Raw genomic sequence first — 14,349 nt, forward strand, 5'->3', positions numbered from 1 at the left:
CTCATCCTATGCGCCCATTATTTGCAATCGGCCTCGGTGTCGTGGCCACGGCGCTGGTGCTGGAAGTCGTCCTGCAATGCCTGCCGGTGGTGTCCGGCCTGCGCATGGCAGACAGCAGCAGCGCCGTGCCGTTCAACCGCTATCTGCCCGGGCAGCCATATGTGTATTCGCATGGCTGGGCCCTGGCCAATGCCCGGCGCGGCGTGACGAATGCGCAGGGCTACAATAATTCTGCCGACTTCCAGGAGGGCGCTGCCGTGCTGGTGCTGGGCGACAGCTTCGTCGAAAGCCTGATGCTCGACTATGCCGACACCGTGCAAGGCAAGCTGGACCAGGCCCTGGGCGGCAAGGTGTATGCCGCGGCCGGTTCCGGCAACGGCCTGGCGGATGGCCTGGAAATGCTGCGCTATTACCAGCCGCGATTGCATCCGCGCACGGTGCTGCTGTTTGTCGATGCGGGCAATCTGAATGAGCTGCTGGCGCCGGCCCAGCGCGGACACAGCAATTTTGTCGTGGATGGACAGGCCGTTTCCGTCGCGCACACCCCCTATGCCGAATCGAAGGTCAAGCGCCTGGTGGCCCATTCGGCGCTGGCGCGCTATGTGTATTACAACCTGAAGCTGTCGGACTGGCTGCTGTCCAAGTTGCAGAGCAGCAAACCGGCCGCGGCCGCGGCTGCCCCGGCCGGCGCGCGTGAGGCGGCGCTGGAGTTCTATCTGACGCAGCTGCGCCAGGCGGGCGGCGCGGCGACGCGCGTCATCTTCCTCGTCGACGGCGAGCGCAACCTGCTGTACGAACCGGGCCACGCCAAGCCCCAGTGGCACGGCGACAACCGCGCGTTCTTCCTCGAGCGCGCCAGGCGGCATGGCTATGCGGTGGCCGACATGCAGCCTGTATTCGCGCAGCACTGGGCCTTGCGGCGCGAACGCATGGATTTCCTGCCCATGGACGGGCACTGGAACAAGGTGGCGCACGCGCTGGCGGCGCAGCAGGTCCTGCCGCTGCTGGCGGCGGACGCGCCGCCCCCTCCTGGGGCTGCGGGAAACTGATTGCCGTGGCGAGATTCGACTTGCCGGACTACTAATGCGCGGCGCCAGGCTGTATAATGCCGCTTCGCGTGTCGCCATCGTACAATGGATAGTACAAGGTCCTCCTAAGACTTAAATGCAGGTTCGATTCCTGCTGGCGACACCACATTCCACGCAGCGCGCGTCGGCGGCCCGGGTCCATGCGGGCGCAATTTGGTGGTCGATGGCGATTGAAGTCCGAGTTATCGGTACAATGCGTGCTTCATTCATCCAATCGGCGGCTGTTTTGCACACCACACGGTGTGCGCGAGACGGCGCCCGAGCACTCTTACTCATTATGGCTGTCATTTCTCTTTCATCGGCGCAACTTGCGTTCGGTCACGTCGCGCTGCTCGATCACGCGGAATTTTCACTGGAAACCTCGGAGCGGGTCGGCTTGATCGGCCGCAACGGCACGGGTAAATCGTCGCTGTTGAAGGTTATTTCGGGCAAGTTCAAGCTCGATGACGGCTTGCTGGTGATGCAGCAAGGCATCAAGATCGCCTATGTGGAGCAAGAGCCGCAATTCGATCCGGAAATGTCCGTGTTCGACGCCGTCGCGTCCGGCATGGGCGAGTCGCAGGCGTGGCTGAAGGAATACGATGCCTTGACGGGCCAGTTTGGCCAGGGCAATGACGACGAACTGATGGAACGCATGCACGACATCCAGGTCAAACTCGATGCAGCCGATGCATGGAGCTTGCCGAACAAGGTGGAAACCGTGCTCGACCGTTTGAACCTGACGGGCGACATGGCCATGAAAACCCTGTCCGGCGGGATGCAGAAGCGCGTGGCGCTGGCGCGCGCGCTGGTGTCGGCGCCCGACGTGCTGCTGCTCGATGAGCCCACCAACCATCTGGACTTCAGCTCCATCCTGTGGCTGGAAGGTCTGTTGCGCGACTTCAAGGGCAGCGTGCTGTTCATTACCCATGACCGCTCCTTCCTCGACAACGTCGCCACGCGCATCATCGAACTCGACCGCGGCCGTCTGCTGTCGTATCCGGGCAACTTCACGGCGTATCAAGTGCGCAAGGCCGAGCAGCTGGAAATCGAAGAAGTGGAAAACGCCAAGTTCGACAAGTTCCTGGCGCAGGAAGAAGTGTGGATACGCAAGGGCGTCAAGGCCCGCCGCGTGCGCGACGAAGGCCGCGTGCGCCGCCTGGAAGCGTTGCGCCTGACGCGTAATGCGCGCCGCGAACAGCAGGGACAGGTCAAGCTCGACGTGTCGGCCGGCGAACGCTCGGGCAAGATCGTGGCGGACCTGGAAAACGTTTCCAAGATTTATGGCGACAAGGTCATCGTCAAGGATTTCAGCGCCACCATCCTGCGCGGCGACAAGGTCGGCCTGATCGGTGCCAACGGCGCCGGCAAGACCACCTTGCTGAAGATGGTCCTGGGCGAAGAGCAGTCGGACACGGGCACCATCCGCCTGGGTACCAAGCTGCAAGTGGCGTATTTCGACCAGATGCGCACGCAGCTGAACGAAGAGGCGAACCTGATGGAAACCATCGCGCCGGGCAGCGACTGGGTCGAGATCAACGGCCAGCGCCGTCACGTGATGACTTACCTGAACGACTTCCTGTTCGCGCCGGAACGCGCCCGTTCGCCCGTCAAGTCCCTGTCCGGTGGCGAACGCAACCGTCTGCTGCTGGCGCGTCTGTTCGCCAAGCCGGCCAACGTGCTGGTGCTCGATGAGCCCACCAACGACCTGGATATCGATACCTTGGAATTGCTGGAAGAGTTGCTGGAAGAATACACGGGCACCGTCTTCCTCGTCAGCCATGACCGCACCTTCCTCGACAACGTCGTCACGCAGGTGATCGTCGCCGAAGGCGAAGGCAAGTGGCGCGAATTCGTCGGCGGCTACACGGACTGGGAGCGCGTGCGCACCCTGCCGATCGCCACGGCGCCCGCCAGCAAGCCGGCCGTGAAGGTCGAGGCTGCCGTACCGGCCGCCAAGCAGAAAAAGCTCAGCTACAAGGAACAGCGCGAGCTGGAAGAGCTGCCCAAGCTGATCGCCAAGCTGGAAGACGAGCAATCGGTGCTGGCCGCCGAACTGTCGCATCCGGACTTCTACAAGAAGACGCCGGCCGAAGGCAAGCGCCTGAATGCGCGCGTGGCCGAGATCGAGGGCGAACTGCTGGAAGCGCTGGAAAAATGGGAGCAGATCGAGGCGCGCGCCAACGGTTGATGTTGTTGCATACTCTGTTGTAATTTAAGTCAGGATTATTTGCCACGGCAACGGTCCCGCTTGATATAATTATATAATTATATTTATTACATCGGAGGATGCATGTTTGTCATGAAAAGCACGCGCCCCGGACCACCGCGTCCGGCGCGTGGTTCCACCTCCGATGCGCGGCAATATGTTTGACCGCGCCGCCTTGCCCCGGGTAGCGCCATTCCTGGCCTACCTCTCCTTCATTTTCATTGCCGACATGCTGGGCCGTCTGGGCGTGGCCGCGCAGGACTTGCGCTGGCTGTACCCCGTCAAGATCGGCGTCGTGCTGGGCATGCTGTTGTACTGGCGCCGCAGTTACACGGAATTGGTGTGGACGCCGTTGGGCGCGCGTGCCATTCTCGGGGCGCTGGCTGGCGGTGTTGTTGTTTTTTTGCTGTGGATTAATCTCGACGCCAGCTGGATGATGATCGGCATTGCCGACGGCTTCGATCCCCGCACCGATGGCCGCATCGAGTGGAGCCTGGTGGTGCTGCGCATCGCCGGCGCGGCGCTGGTGGTGCCCGTGATGGAGGAGCTGTTCTGGCGCTCCTTCCTGCTGCGCTGGATCGACAAGCCGGATTTTTTGCGGGCCGATCCGCGCCTGGCCAGCGCCAAGGCCTTCGCCATCAGCGTGCTGCTGTTTGGCTTTGAACATAATTTATGGCTGGCCGGCATGGTGGCCGGTGCGGCATATAGTTTGTTGTACATGCGTAGCCAGTCCCTGTGGTCGCCTATCCTCGCGCATGGCGTGACGAACGGTGTGCTGGGGCTCTGGATTATTTCTGGTGGGCACTGGATTTACTGGTAGTATTGCCTATCAACTGTGTGATCTTTCAAAGACAAAATCCATGTTGAATACCTTGCGTAAAAATGCCGTTGCCGCCGCCCTGACGGCCAGCCCACGCCTGCCAGCCGCGCTGCTCCTGGCCGTGGCCGGCACCCTGGCCAGCGGCGCCGCGCTGGCCGATATCAGCGACACCATCAAGCCTTTCGTTGCCACAACCTATTCGTACGATGACAACCTGATGCGCTTGCCGGACGACGTGCCGGGCTTTTCCGGTCCCCGTTCGGATACGTCGAGGATGCTGCAGGCGGGTTTCCTGTTCAACCGGCCCATCGGCCGCCAGATACTGACGGGGCAGGCCAAGTGGTCGAAGGTGAGCTTCGACCGCTTCAGCCAGTTCGATTACGACGGCAAGGATTTCCTGGCCGATCTGGAGTGGCACATCGCCAACCACCTCGAAGGCCACGCGGGCGCCAGCTATGCGCAGACCCTCACGCCGTTCAGCGACTTCCAGACCAATGTGCGCAATTTGCGCACGCAGCGGCGCGAGTACCTGAACGGCGCCTGGCGCTTCCACCCCAGCTGGCGCGTGCGCGGCGGCCTGTCGCGCGACCGCTATTCCTACGATTTGCCGTCGCAGGCTTTTTCCAACTGGACGGAAGACGCCACCGAACTGGGCGTGGACTACCTGGCGCCCAGCAACAGCCGCATCGGCGTGCAGCTGCGCCACCTGAACGGCAAGTATCCGAACCGCAACGCGCTTGAATCGAGCGTGTACGGCAGCGGCTACCGCCAGGACGAGATCAAGGCGAACATCTATTGGGCGCTGAGCGGCATCACGCAGCTGGAGTTTTTGGGCGGCTGGGTGCGCCACCGCAACAACCTGTTGTCGGGGCGCGATGTCAGCGGCACGAACGGACGCCTGAGCATGTACTGGCAGCCGCTGGGCAAGGTCAATTTCACGGGCATGGTCTGGCGCGAATTCGGTTCCGTCGATAACTCGCTGGTGACGAGCAGCCTGAACACGGGCGCCAGCGTGTCGGCCGCCTGGACGGCCACGGCGAAGGTGCGCGTCGATGCGCTGCTGCGCCAGGAGCGGCGCGATTTCTCCGCCGTCAGCGGCCTGGTGCTGCCGGGCGACGGGCGCGATACCACGCGCACGGCTTCGCTGGGCGTCACGTATGCGCCTTACCAGAAGATCCAGCTTGGCGTGCGCGTGTTCCAGGAGCGGCGCGAAGGCGTCGCCATCATCGATAGCGGCAGCTACCGGGCCAAGGGCATTTCCTTCAATGGCAGCGTACAGTTTTAAAAGATCAACATGACGGTCAATGATATACCCCTGATTTCGTTTTTCCAGCGCATCCTCGACCCGATCATCATCATGGGCTTGCTGTACCTGATGACGGTTTTGTCGGGTTCGCCATTTACCGGCTATACGCTGGTGCTGATGATACTGGCCGTCTTCATTTCGTCGACGGTCTTCCAGCACATCGATCCCTACCGTACCTGGCGCAGCGGCCGCATGCTGGCCTATGCGCGCGATATCCTCGTGGGCTGGACGATCGTCGCGCTGATCCTCACCTTCCTGGGCTCGGCCACGGGCCTGGCCTATCATTTCGATACCGAAGTGGTGCTGGCCTGGTTCGTCCTCACGCCCTTCGTGCTGCTGGCCGGGCACCTGGCCGGACGCAAGTTCAGCCTGCATCCGGATGGCGAAAGCGAAGTGCGTTCGGTGGTCATCATCGGCGCCAACGACGCCAGCCTGAAGTTTGCCGCCACCATCGAGCGCAATGCCAACCTGTTCATGCACGTGCATGGCTTTTTCGACGACCGCACGGACGACCGCTGGCCGGAAAAGATGCGCGAACCGATGCTGGGGCGCATGGACGATATCGCCACTTATGTGCGCGAACACAATATCAAGATGATCTTCATCAGCCAGCCGATTTCGGCCCAGCCGCGCATCCGCAAGATGCTCGACGAGCTCGAAGATACGACGGCATCCGTGTATTTCTTGCCCGATATTTATATCTTCGACCTGATGCAGGCGCGCTTCGACAACGTGGGCGGCATGCCCGTCATCGCCATCCGCGAATCGCCGTTCACGGGCTTTAACAGCATGGTCAAGCGGGGCAGCGACATCGTGCTGGGGCTGGTGATCCAGGTGCTGCTGCTGCCGGTGATGCTGGTGATCGCCATCGCCGTCAAGACCACCTCGAAAGGCCCCGTGATTTTCCGCCAGCGCCGCTACGGCCTGTATGGCGAAGAGATCGTCGTCTACAAATTCCGTTCCATGACGGTGGGCGAAGACGGCGACAAGGTGGTGCAGGCCACCAAGAACGACCAGCGCGTGACGCGGGTGGGCGCCTTCCTGCGCCGTAGCTCGCTCGACGAGCTGCCGCAGTTTCTCAACGTCTTGCAGGGCCGCATGAGCATCGTGGGGCCGCGACCCCATGCGGTGGTGCACAACGAGCAGTACCGCAAGCTGATCAAGGGCTACATGCTGCGCCACAAGGTCAAGCCCGGCATTACGGGCTGGGCCCAGGTCAACGGCTTGCGGGGCGAGACGGAAACGCTGGACAAGATGGAGGCGCGCATCCATTTCGACCTCGATTACCTGCGCAACTGGTCGCTATGGCTGGATCTGTGGATTATTGCGCGCACGGTGAAAGTGGTGCTGGCGCGCGAGAACGCGCATTGAGCGCCAGTCTGGTGCTGGCAGGAAAAAATAGCGTTTGAATATACTTTGCACGGAGTCAATACGCGTTAAAATGGAGCATCTTAGACAGCACCAGCGCATCACGCGACTACTCCGCGCGCATCCTGCCACGAGTCGTGCCGGCCATGCGCCAGGCCGCGACAGGCAGGCGATGACGTCACCGTGTTGCGGCACATTACTTTCCTCTTGGAAAGGGTCCGACGATGTGTGCAGTATCCGGCCTTGCCCCTGCCGGTCGTTGCGTCACCCTGACGGGCAGTCGTCGGGGCCGCCACGCGCCAACTATCATTTTTAAAGTCAGTCTGAACCACGCAATACATAATTTTTTGCAATCAAGTAGACTGCGGAAATAGTTGTTTTTATATCTCATAAGTAGATTTTTAAGCAAATATTTTCCTTGTCGTCGTGCATTATGTGTATTATGTTTACAATATTGTTAATTATTTGACGCATAACTATTTTCGGGGAAATCATTTCGTGCGCTGCCAGCGGCCCCGGGCCGTTACACTCGCCGCATTTTCCACCCGTCATACCCGTCATCCGAAGGAGCACGCTTGAATCACTTTATCCACTCCCGTCCCGCGCCGCGCCTGCTGTGCGCCGCCCTGGTCCTGCTGGCCGCTGCCGGCCTGTCCGCTTGCGGCAACAAGGAAAAAAAGGCCGGCCAGGCGCTGGCCAGCGTGAATGGCGAAGAAATCACCATCCTGCAGTTGAATGAAGAGTTGCAGCGCGCCGGCGTGCAAGCGCCGCAGCAGGCCGCGGCCAGCAAGCAGTTGCTCGAGTCGCTGATCGACCGCCAGTTGCTGCAGAATGAAGCGGCCAAGGAAAAGGTCGACCGCGATCCGAAAGTCATGCAGGCCATCGAACGCGCCAAGGCGCTGATCGTTGCCCAGGCATACATGCAAAAGCGCATCGGCGCGGCCACCCGTCCCAGCAAGGCGGAAGTGGACGAGTACTACGCGAAAAACCCCCTGTTCTTCAGCCAGCGCAAGCAATTCGATTTGCGCGAGCTCGTCATTCCGACGGCGGCGCTGAACGACGAGCTCAAGGCCGTCATGGACCGCGCCAAGTCGCTGGAAGACGTGGCGCAATGGCTCGATGAGCACAAGATCGCGTACGGCCGCAGCCAGGTGTCGCGCACCAGCGCCGACCTGGCGCCCGAACTGAGCAGCAAACTGCAATCGATGCCCAAGGGGCAGCTGTTCATCGTGCGCGAAGGCGAGCGCAGCCTGCTCATCGCCCTGGCCGACATCAAGGACAGCCCCGTGGGCCCGGACGCGGCCGCGCCGCAGATTGAACAGTTCCTGGCCAACAAGAAGAACAAGGATGCAGCGGAAGCGGAGCTGAAACGCCTGCGCGCCAGCGCCAAGATCGAGTATTTCAACAAGGATGCATCGGCTACGGCCTCGGCGGCAGCCTCGGCCAGCGCATCGGCCGCCGCACCTGCGGCAGCGGCGCCGGCAAACAGCGATCATGAAGCGAATGTGCGCGGCGTAGCGGGATTGAAATAAGTGACGTATCGACAAGTAGTTCAACATCAGCAATCTACCAACGGGAATCTGTAATCATGAAACGACTCGCAAACTGGATGATGGCGGCCTTCCTGGCCCTCGCCGCAGGCATGGCCGGTGCAGCCGATGTCCCCCTTGGGGCTGGTGATGTGCTGAAAATTTCCGTCTACGGCAACCCGGACCTGGGCCTGGAGACGCGCGTGAGCGAAGCGGGCGAGATCACCTTCCCGCTGGTGGGCGCGGTGGCCGTCGGCGGCCTGTCCACGTCGGCAGCGGAAAAGAAACTGGGCGGCCTGCTCGAGAGCGGCGGCTTCCTGCGCAAGGCGCAAGTGAACATCATCGTCACCAGCCTGCAAAGCCAGCAGGCTTCCGTGCTGGGCCAGGTGAACCGCCCGGGCCGCTACCCGGTGGAAGGCAAGCGCAGCGTGATGGACATGCTGGCCATGGCCGGCGGCGTGAGTCCTGACGGCGCCGACCAGATCACCGTGATCCGCAAGCGCGGCGGCAACAGCACGCGCGACGTGGCCGATATCCTCGACATCGTGCGCAACGGCGACCTGAAGGGCGACACGGAAGTGGGCGGTAACGACATCATCTACGTCGAACGCGCGCCGCGCTTCTACATCTACGGCGAAGTGCAGCGCCCGGGCGCCTTCCGCCTGGAACGCAATATGACCGTGCTGCAAGCGTTGTCCGTGGGCGGCGGCCTGACGGCGCGCGGCACCGAGCGCGGCGTGCGCGTCAAGCGCCGCAATGCGGAAGGCCAGATGGAAGTGCTGTCGGTCAAGCATGACGACTTGTTGCGCGTCGACGATGTCGTGTATGTCCAGGAAAGCCTGTTCTAAGAGCAACTGGCTCCCTATCTTTTAGTATTGAAAGTTTACAAATGAACCTCACCCAACTATTGCTGATCCTTCGGGCACGCAAGAAGATTGTGCTGCTGACCTTGATGATCACCGTGGCGCTGGCGCTGGGCGTCAGCCTCGTGCTGCCGAAGACCTACAAGGCCACCAGCACCTTGCTGCTGAACTACAAGGGGGTCGATCCCCTGACCGGCATGACCATGCCAGGGCAGCTGTTGCCCGGCTACATGGCGACCCAGGTTGACATTATCGGCAGCAAGAACGTGGCCTTGCGCGTCGTCGACCAGCTGGAGCTGGCACGCAGCCCGGCCGTGATCGCCCAGTTCAATGAAGCGGCGCAGGGCAAGGGCACGGTGCGCGACTGGCTGGCCGATTTGCTGCTGAAGAAACTCGAAGTGATGCCGTCGCGCGAGAGCAGCGTGGTCGACGTCAGCTTCAAGGGCGCCGACCCGCAATTCGTGGCCGCCGTGTCGAACGCCTTTGCGGAACAGTATCAAAAGGTCAGCATCCAGCTGAAGGTCGATCCGATGCGCAAGGCGACCACCTACTTTGATGACCAGACGAAATTGCTGCGCGATAACGTCGAGCGCGCGCAAAGCCGCCTGTCGAAATACCAGCAGGACAATGGCATCGTCAGCGTCGACAACCGTCTCGACGTGGAATCGAACCGCCTGAACGACCTGTCGGCACAGCTGGTGCTGGCGCAGGGCCAGGCCATGGAAGCCAATTCGCGCCAGCGCATGGCGCAGGGCGGCAACCTGTCCGAATCGCCGGACGTGGCGTCGAATCCCCTGATCCAGAGTCTGAAGCTGGGCCTGGGCAATGCCGAAGGTAAATTGGCCGAACTGGGCCAGCGCCTGGACCGCAATCACCCGCAATACCAGAGCGCCAAGGCGGAAGTGGACAAGCTGCGCCGCGACCTGGCCGAGCAGACGCGCGCCACCTCGCAAAGCGTGGGCAACAATGCGCAGATCCTGCAGCAGCGCGAAGGCGCCATCCGCGCCGCCCTGGCGGCGCAAAAAGCCAAGGTGCTGGAACTGAACCGCACGCGCGATGAAATGGGCGTGCTGAGCAAGGATGTGGAAAGCGCCCAGCGCGCTTTCGACGTGACGTCGCAGCGCCTGTCGCAGACGCGTATCGAAGGCCAGGCGGAGCAGTCCGACATCGCCATGCTCAACCCGGCCACCGCGCCGATCGAGCCGGACAGCCCGAAGATTCCCCGCAACGTGCTGCTGTCGATCTTCCTCGGCCTCATGCTGGGCTGCGGCATCGCGCTGCTGGCCGAATTGCTGGACCGCCGTATCCGTTCCGACCAGGACCTGAGCGAAGTGCTGCAGATTCCCGTGTTCGGCGTGGTCGACTGGAAACCCAAACAGCGTCGCATGCGCGGCATGCTGCCACGCCGTTTGCGCCTGAACTGAGATGGAACCTATCATGACTTCAAGTCCACACCTCCTCAATAGCACTGCACCGCTGGTGCGCGGCGCCGATTCCAGCATTGGCGGCCTGTTGCTCGAATCGGGCAAGATCACGCCGGAAAACGCCGAACGCGTGCTGCGCATGCAAAAAGAACTGGGCATCCGCTTCGGCGAAGCGGCCCTGCGCCTGGGTTTGATCACGGAAGCCGATATCGAGCAGGTGCTGGCGCGCCAGTTCGACTACCCGTACCTGCAGCCGGGCGCCGGCAAGTATCCGCAGGAACTGGTGGCCGCCTACCAGCCGTTCAGCCACCAGGTGGAAACCCTGCGCGCCGTGCGCAGCCAGCTGATGCTGCGCTGGTTCGCCCGCGGCAGCAAGTCGCTGGTCGTGCTGGGCATGGAGCCGGGCGACGGCGCCAGCCTGTTCGCGGCCAACCTGGCCGTCGTGTTTTCCCAGCTGGGCGAGCACACTCTGCTGGTCGACGCCAACCTGCGCGCGCCGCGCCAGCAGGAAATCTTCGACCTGAAAACGCGCCAGGGCCTGTCCGACGTGCTGGCCGGCCGTGCCGAACTCGATATCATCGCCAAGGTGGAATCGTTTGTCGCGCTGTCCGTGCTGGCTGCCGGCACCTTGCCGCCGAATCCGCAGGAATTGCTCAGCCGTAGCTCCTTCGTCACGCTCAACAAGCAGCTGGAAAGCCGCTACGACGTGGTGCTGTACGACGTGCCGGCATATGCGACCGGTTCCGATGCGCTCGCCGTGGCGGCGCGTGCGGGCGGCGTGCTGCTGGTGGCGCGCAAGAACAAGACGCCGATGGCGGACGTGGCGGCCATGACCGAGCAGATGACGCACAGCGGTGCCCAGGTGGTCGGTTCCGTGATGGTCGACTTTTGATGGCTGCGCCTGGCCATGCCATCCCGCCGGAGCGGGCCGGCCGGTCCGCCTTGCCGGACTGGCTGCCGCTGGCACTGGGCTTCCTGGCCATGCTGGTGCCCAGCCTGGTCGGACTGTTTCGCGGCATCTGGTCCACGGAAGAGCAGGCGCACGGGCCCATCATCCTGGCCCTGTCTCTGTGGCTGATCTACCGCAAATGGCCCGAGATGCTGGCGCAGAGCGCCGGCGCCCGTTCGGCCCGGGCCGGCTGGCCGCTGCTGGTCGCCGCGCTGCTGCTGTATGTGCTGGGCCGTTCGCAGCAGATCCTGTCGCTGGAAATCCTCGCCCTGATCGCTACCGGCCTGGCCCTGCTGCTGCTCAAGCGCGGCTGGGTTGCCGCGCGCATCCTGTGGTTCCCCTTCTTCTTCATGCTGTTCATGGTGCCGCTGCCGCTGCCGCTGGTGACGACCCTGACCATGCCGATGAAGATGGCCGTGTCCTATGTGACCGAACACATTCTTTTCCTGGCCGGCTATCCGATCGCGCGCAACGGCGTGATCCTGCAGATCGGCCAGTACCAGCTGCTGGTGGCCGACGCCTGCGCCGGCTTGCAGACCCTGCTGACGCTGGAAGCGCTGGGCCTGTTCTACCTGAACCTGGTGCGCCATACTTCGCCATTCCGCAACATCGTGCTGGCCCTGCTGATCGTGCCGATTTCCTTCACGGCCAACGTCATCCGCGTGATGGTGCTGACCCTGATCACATATTACTTCGGCGATGCGGCCGGGCAGGGCTTCCTGCATGGCTTTGCCGGCATGGTGCTGTTCATTTCCGCGCTGTTGCTGATCCTCAGCGTCGATAGCCTGCTGCAGTGGATCGTGCGCAGGCGCCAGGCGCGCCGCGCGCCAGCCATGGGAGCGTCGACATGAACGGGGCATTGCGCATGAATGTACTGCTGGGCGCCTTGCTGCTGGGCGCGGCTATCCTCAGCCATGCCGTGGCGCCGGGCGTGAAGCTGGCCGACCAGCGTCCCAGTTTTTCGCTGGAAGCGGCCGTGCCGCAAGCGTTCGGCGAGTGGCGCGTCGACAGCTCGATCGTGCCGCTGCAGGTGGACCCGGAGACCCAGGCGCGCCTGAACAAGATCTACAACCAGACCCTGTCGCGCACCTACATCAATACGCAGGGCGAACGGGTGATGCTGTCGATCGCGTACGGCGGCGACCAGAGCGACAACATGGGCGTGCACAAGCCGGAAGTGTGCTACGCGGCGCAGGGTTTCCAGGTCGAACGCGACGAGTATGGCGAGCTGGCTTCGGCCTACGGCAGCCTGCCCGTGAAGCGCTTGCTGGCCGTGAATGGCAACCGTAGCGAACCCATCACGTACTGGATCACCATCGGCGACAAGATCAGCAAGGTGGGCATGCAGCAGCGCCTCGAGCAGTTGCGCTACGGCCTGACGGGCACCGTCGCCGACGCCATGCTGTTCCGCGTGTCGAGCATCGATACGGACTTGCCGCGCGCGTACCGGCTGCAAGCCAGTTTCGTCAACGGCTTGCTGGCCAGCATGCCGGCAGCGGACCGGAGCCGCCTGATCGGCGTGCCGCCCGGTTGAGGCGCGGCTTGACAGTCGGGATGGCGCCAGCGGGCGTGGCGCAAGGTAGCAGATAGCGAGAATCATGAGCAGCGACATCAACAAGAAAAGCGTCAGCGCCGTCAAATGGGCGGCGATGGGCACGGTCCTCATGTTCGGGCTGCAGCTGGTCACGCAAGTGGTGCTGGCGCGCCTGCTGGGTCCGGAAAACTACGGCTTGTTCGCCATGGGACTGATTGTGCTGACATTTAGCAACTTTCTGGCCGATTTCGGTTTTTCCTGGGGGCTGGTGCAAAACCGCACGCTCAGCGACGAGGACGTGCGCTTCACCGTCACCTGGCAGGCGCTGACGGGCCTGGCGGCCATGACCTTGCTGTTTTTCATGGCGCCGTGGATTGCCGCCTATTTCAAGGAAGCGCGCATCGCGCCCGTGATCGCCTGGATGAGCCTGACCTGCCTGCTGAACGCGCTGACGGCGCCGGGCAGCAGCCTGCTGCGGCGCGCCCTCGATTTCCGCTGGCTCAACATCATCCAGGTGAGCAGCTACATCGTCGGCTACCTGCTGGTGGGCTTGCCGCTCGCGTATGCGGGCGCCGGCGTGTGGACCCTGGTGGCCGCCTGGCTGGGGCAATCGGCCACGGCGCTGGTGCTGACGTATGCGCGCACGCGCTTTTCGCTCAAGCCGCTGCTGTGGTACGAGGGCGCGCGGCGCTCGACGAATGTGGGCGTGACGGTGTTTGCAACGAATCTGTGCAACTGGTGCCTGAACAATATGGACCGCGTGTTCCTGGGCCGCTTCCTGAATGCCCACGCGGTGGGCGTGTATGCGGTCGGCTACAACCTGGCCAACACGCCCAATTCCCTGTTCCTGAGCGCCTTGCAGCCGGCCTTCCTGGCCACGGGCGCCAAGCTGCAGGACGATCTGCCGCGCCTGCGCGACACCTACCTGTCGGTGCTGGCGACCATCTGGATCGTCATCCTGCCGCTGTTCGTGCTGCTGGCGATGACGGCGCCCGACCTGATCGGCGTGTTGTATGGCAAGGTGTGGCAAGAGTCGGGCATCGTGCTGAGCATCCTGGCGCTGGCTATGCCCGCGTACATCACGTGGGGCATGTCGACGCCGATTTTATGGAATACGGGCGGCAAGCACCTGGAAAGCCTGCTGCAGCTGCCGCTGATCGCGCTGGCCGGCGCGGCGCTGTGGCTGTGGGCGGGGCAGGGCGTGGCGGTGGTGGCCATGATCGCCGCCGGCACCCTGCTGGCGCGCGCGCTGGTGGTGGGCTCGGTGGCATGCCTGCGCC

General features: G+C 62.9%; 12 protein-coding genes and 1 tRNA gene. All 13 read left to right on the forward strand.

The window, feature by feature from the left end; all coding sequences use genetic code 11:
* The first annotated feature begins 8 nt into the window (after nucleotides 1-8).
* The gene (locus GCN75_RS26715) at nucleotides 9-1,049 is read left to right on the forward strand and encodes a hypothetical protein (protein ID WP_152285053.1); all 1,041 of its coding nucleotides are present in this window, start codon (nucleotides 9-11) and stop codon (nucleotides 1,047-1,049) included.
* 70 nt (nucleotides 1,050-1,119) lie between these two features.
* Nucleotides 1,120-1,194 (forward strand) — tRNA-Arg (locus tag GCN75_RS26720).
* A 171-nt stretch (nucleotides 1,195-1,365) separates the two neighbouring features.
* Nucleotides 1,366-3,258, forward strand: a complete 1,893-nt coding sequence (locus GCN75_RS26725; protein ID WP_152285054.1) for an ATP-binding cassette domain-containing protein — start codon at nucleotides 1,366-1,368, stop codon at nucleotides 3,256-3,258.
* Nucleotides 3,259-3,433: 175 nt separating this feature from the next.
* Nucleotides 3,434-4,096 carry a CAAX prenyl protease-related protein gene (locus tag GCN75_RS26730; protein ID WP_193317671.1) on the forward strand — a complete coding sequence of 221 codons (663 nt, stop codon included), beginning with the start codon at nucleotides 3,434-3,436 and terminating at the stop codon, nucleotides 4,094-4,096.
* 40 nt (nucleotides 4,097-4,136) lie between these two features.
* Nucleotides 4,137-5,381, forward strand: coding sequence for an XrtB/PEP-CTERM-associated polysaccharide biosynthesis outer membrane protein EpsL (gene epsL / locus GCN75_RS26735; protein WP_152285056.1), 1,245 nt, complete (start codon nucleotides 4,137-4,139; stop codon nucleotides 5,379-5,381).
* A gap of 9 nt (nucleotides 5,382-5,390) precedes the next feature.
* Nucleotides 5,391-6,773: an undecaprenyl-phosphate glucose phosphotransferase gene (locus GCN75_RS26740; RefSeq protein ID WP_152285057.1), complete on the forward strand. Its 1,383-nt coding sequence runs from the start codon at nucleotides 5,391-5,393 to the stop codon at nucleotides 6,771-6,773.
* A gap of 572 nt (nucleotides 6,774-7,345) precedes the next feature.
* Nucleotides 7,346-8,302 carry an EpsD family peptidyl-prolyl cis-trans isomerase gene (locus GCN75_RS26745; RefSeq protein ID WP_226941590.1) on the forward strand — a complete coding sequence of 319 codons (957 nt, stop codon included), beginning with the start codon at nucleotides 7,346-7,348 and terminating at the stop codon, nucleotides 8,300-8,302.
* A 56-nt stretch (nucleotides 8,303-8,358) separates the two neighbouring features.
* The gene (epsE, locus tag GCN75_RS26750) at nucleotides 8,359-9,147 is read left to right on the forward strand and encodes a polysaccharide export protein EpsE (protein ID WP_152259121.1); all 789 of its coding nucleotides are present in this window, start codon (nucleotides 8,359-8,361) and stop codon (nucleotides 9,145-9,147) included.
* Nucleotides 9,148-9,188: 41 nt separating this feature from the next.
* Nucleotides 9,189-10,586: a chain length determinant protein EpsF gene (gene epsF, locus GCN75_RS26755; protein WP_152259120.1), complete on the forward strand. Its 1,398-nt coding sequence runs from the start codon at nucleotides 9,189-9,191 to the stop codon at nucleotides 10,584-10,586.
* A 13-nt stretch (nucleotides 10,587-10,599) separates the two neighbouring features.
* Nucleotides 10,600-11,478, forward strand: coding sequence for a chain length determinant protein tyrosine kinase EpsG (epsG, locus tag GCN75_RS26760; RefSeq protein ID WP_152285058.1), 879 nt, complete (start codon nucleotides 10,600-10,602; stop codon nucleotides 11,476-11,478).
* Nucleotides 11,478-12,386 (forward strand): exosortase B, encoded by a 909-nt coding sequence (gene xrtB, locus GCN75_RS26765; protein ID WP_152285059.1) that lies wholly within the window; start codon nucleotides 11,478-11,480, stop codon nucleotides 12,384-12,386. Before epsG ends, xrtB begins: the two co-directional genes overlap by 1 nt.
* Complete coding sequence (epsI, locus tag GCN75_RS26770; RefSeq protein ID WP_152285060.1) at nucleotides 12,383-13,069, forward strand: exosortase-associated protein EpsI, B-type; 687 nt, start codon at nucleotides 12,383-12,385, stop codon at nucleotides 13,067-13,069. Before xrtB ends, epsI begins: the two co-directional genes overlap by 4 nt.
* A gap of 64 nt (nucleotides 13,070-13,133) precedes the next feature.
* Nucleotides 13,134-14,349 (forward strand): lipopolysaccharide biosynthesis protein (locus tag GCN75_RS26775; protein ID WP_152285061.1); only part of this gene is annotated, 1,216 nt, incomplete at its 3' end.

Origin of the sequence: Janthinobacterium violaceinigrum, from assembly GCF_009208555.1 — a bacterium.
Lineage (GTDB): Bacteria > Pseudomonadota > Gammaproteobacteria > Burkholderiales > Burkholderiaceae_D > Janthinobacterium > Janthinobacterium violaceinigrum.

Coding starts and splice junctions, on each gene's coding strand:
- GCN75_RS26715 (WP_152285053.1), top strand. CDS start 9: ATGCGCCCATTATTTGCAATCGGCCTCGGTGTCGTGGCCACGGCGCTG.
- GCN75_RS26725 (WP_152285054.1), top strand. CDS start 1,366: ATGGCTGTCATTTCTCTTTCATCGGCGCAACTTGCGTTCGGTCACGTC.
- GCN75_RS26730 (WP_193317671.1), top strand. CDS start 3,434: ATGTTTGACCGCGCCGCCTTGCCCCGGGTAGCGCCATTCCTGGCCTAC.
- epsL (WP_152285056.1), top strand. CDS start 4,137: ATGTTGAATACCTTGCGTAAAAATGCCGTTGCCGCCGCCCTGACGGCC.
- GCN75_RS26740 (WP_152285057.1), top strand. CDS start 5,391: ATGACGGTCAATGATATACCCCTGATTTCGTTTTTCCAGCGCATCCTC.
- epsE (WP_152259121.1), top strand. CDS start 8,359: ATGAAACGACTCGCAAACTGGATGATGGCGGCCTTCCTGGCCCTCGCC.
- epsF (WP_152259120.1), top strand. CDS start 9,189: ATGAACCTCACCCAACTATTGCTGATCCTTCGGGCACGCAAGAAGATT.
- epsG (WP_152285058.1), top strand. CDS start 10,600: ATGACTTCAAGTCCACACCTCCTCAATAGCACTGCACCGCTGGTGCGC.
- xrtB (WP_152285059.1), top strand. CDS start 11,478: ATGGCTGCGCCTGGCCATGCCATCCCGCCGGAGCGGGCCGGCCGGTCC.
- epsI (WP_152285060.1), top strand. CDS start 12,383: ATGAACGGGGCATTGCGCATGAATGTACTGCTGGGCGCCTTGCTGCTG.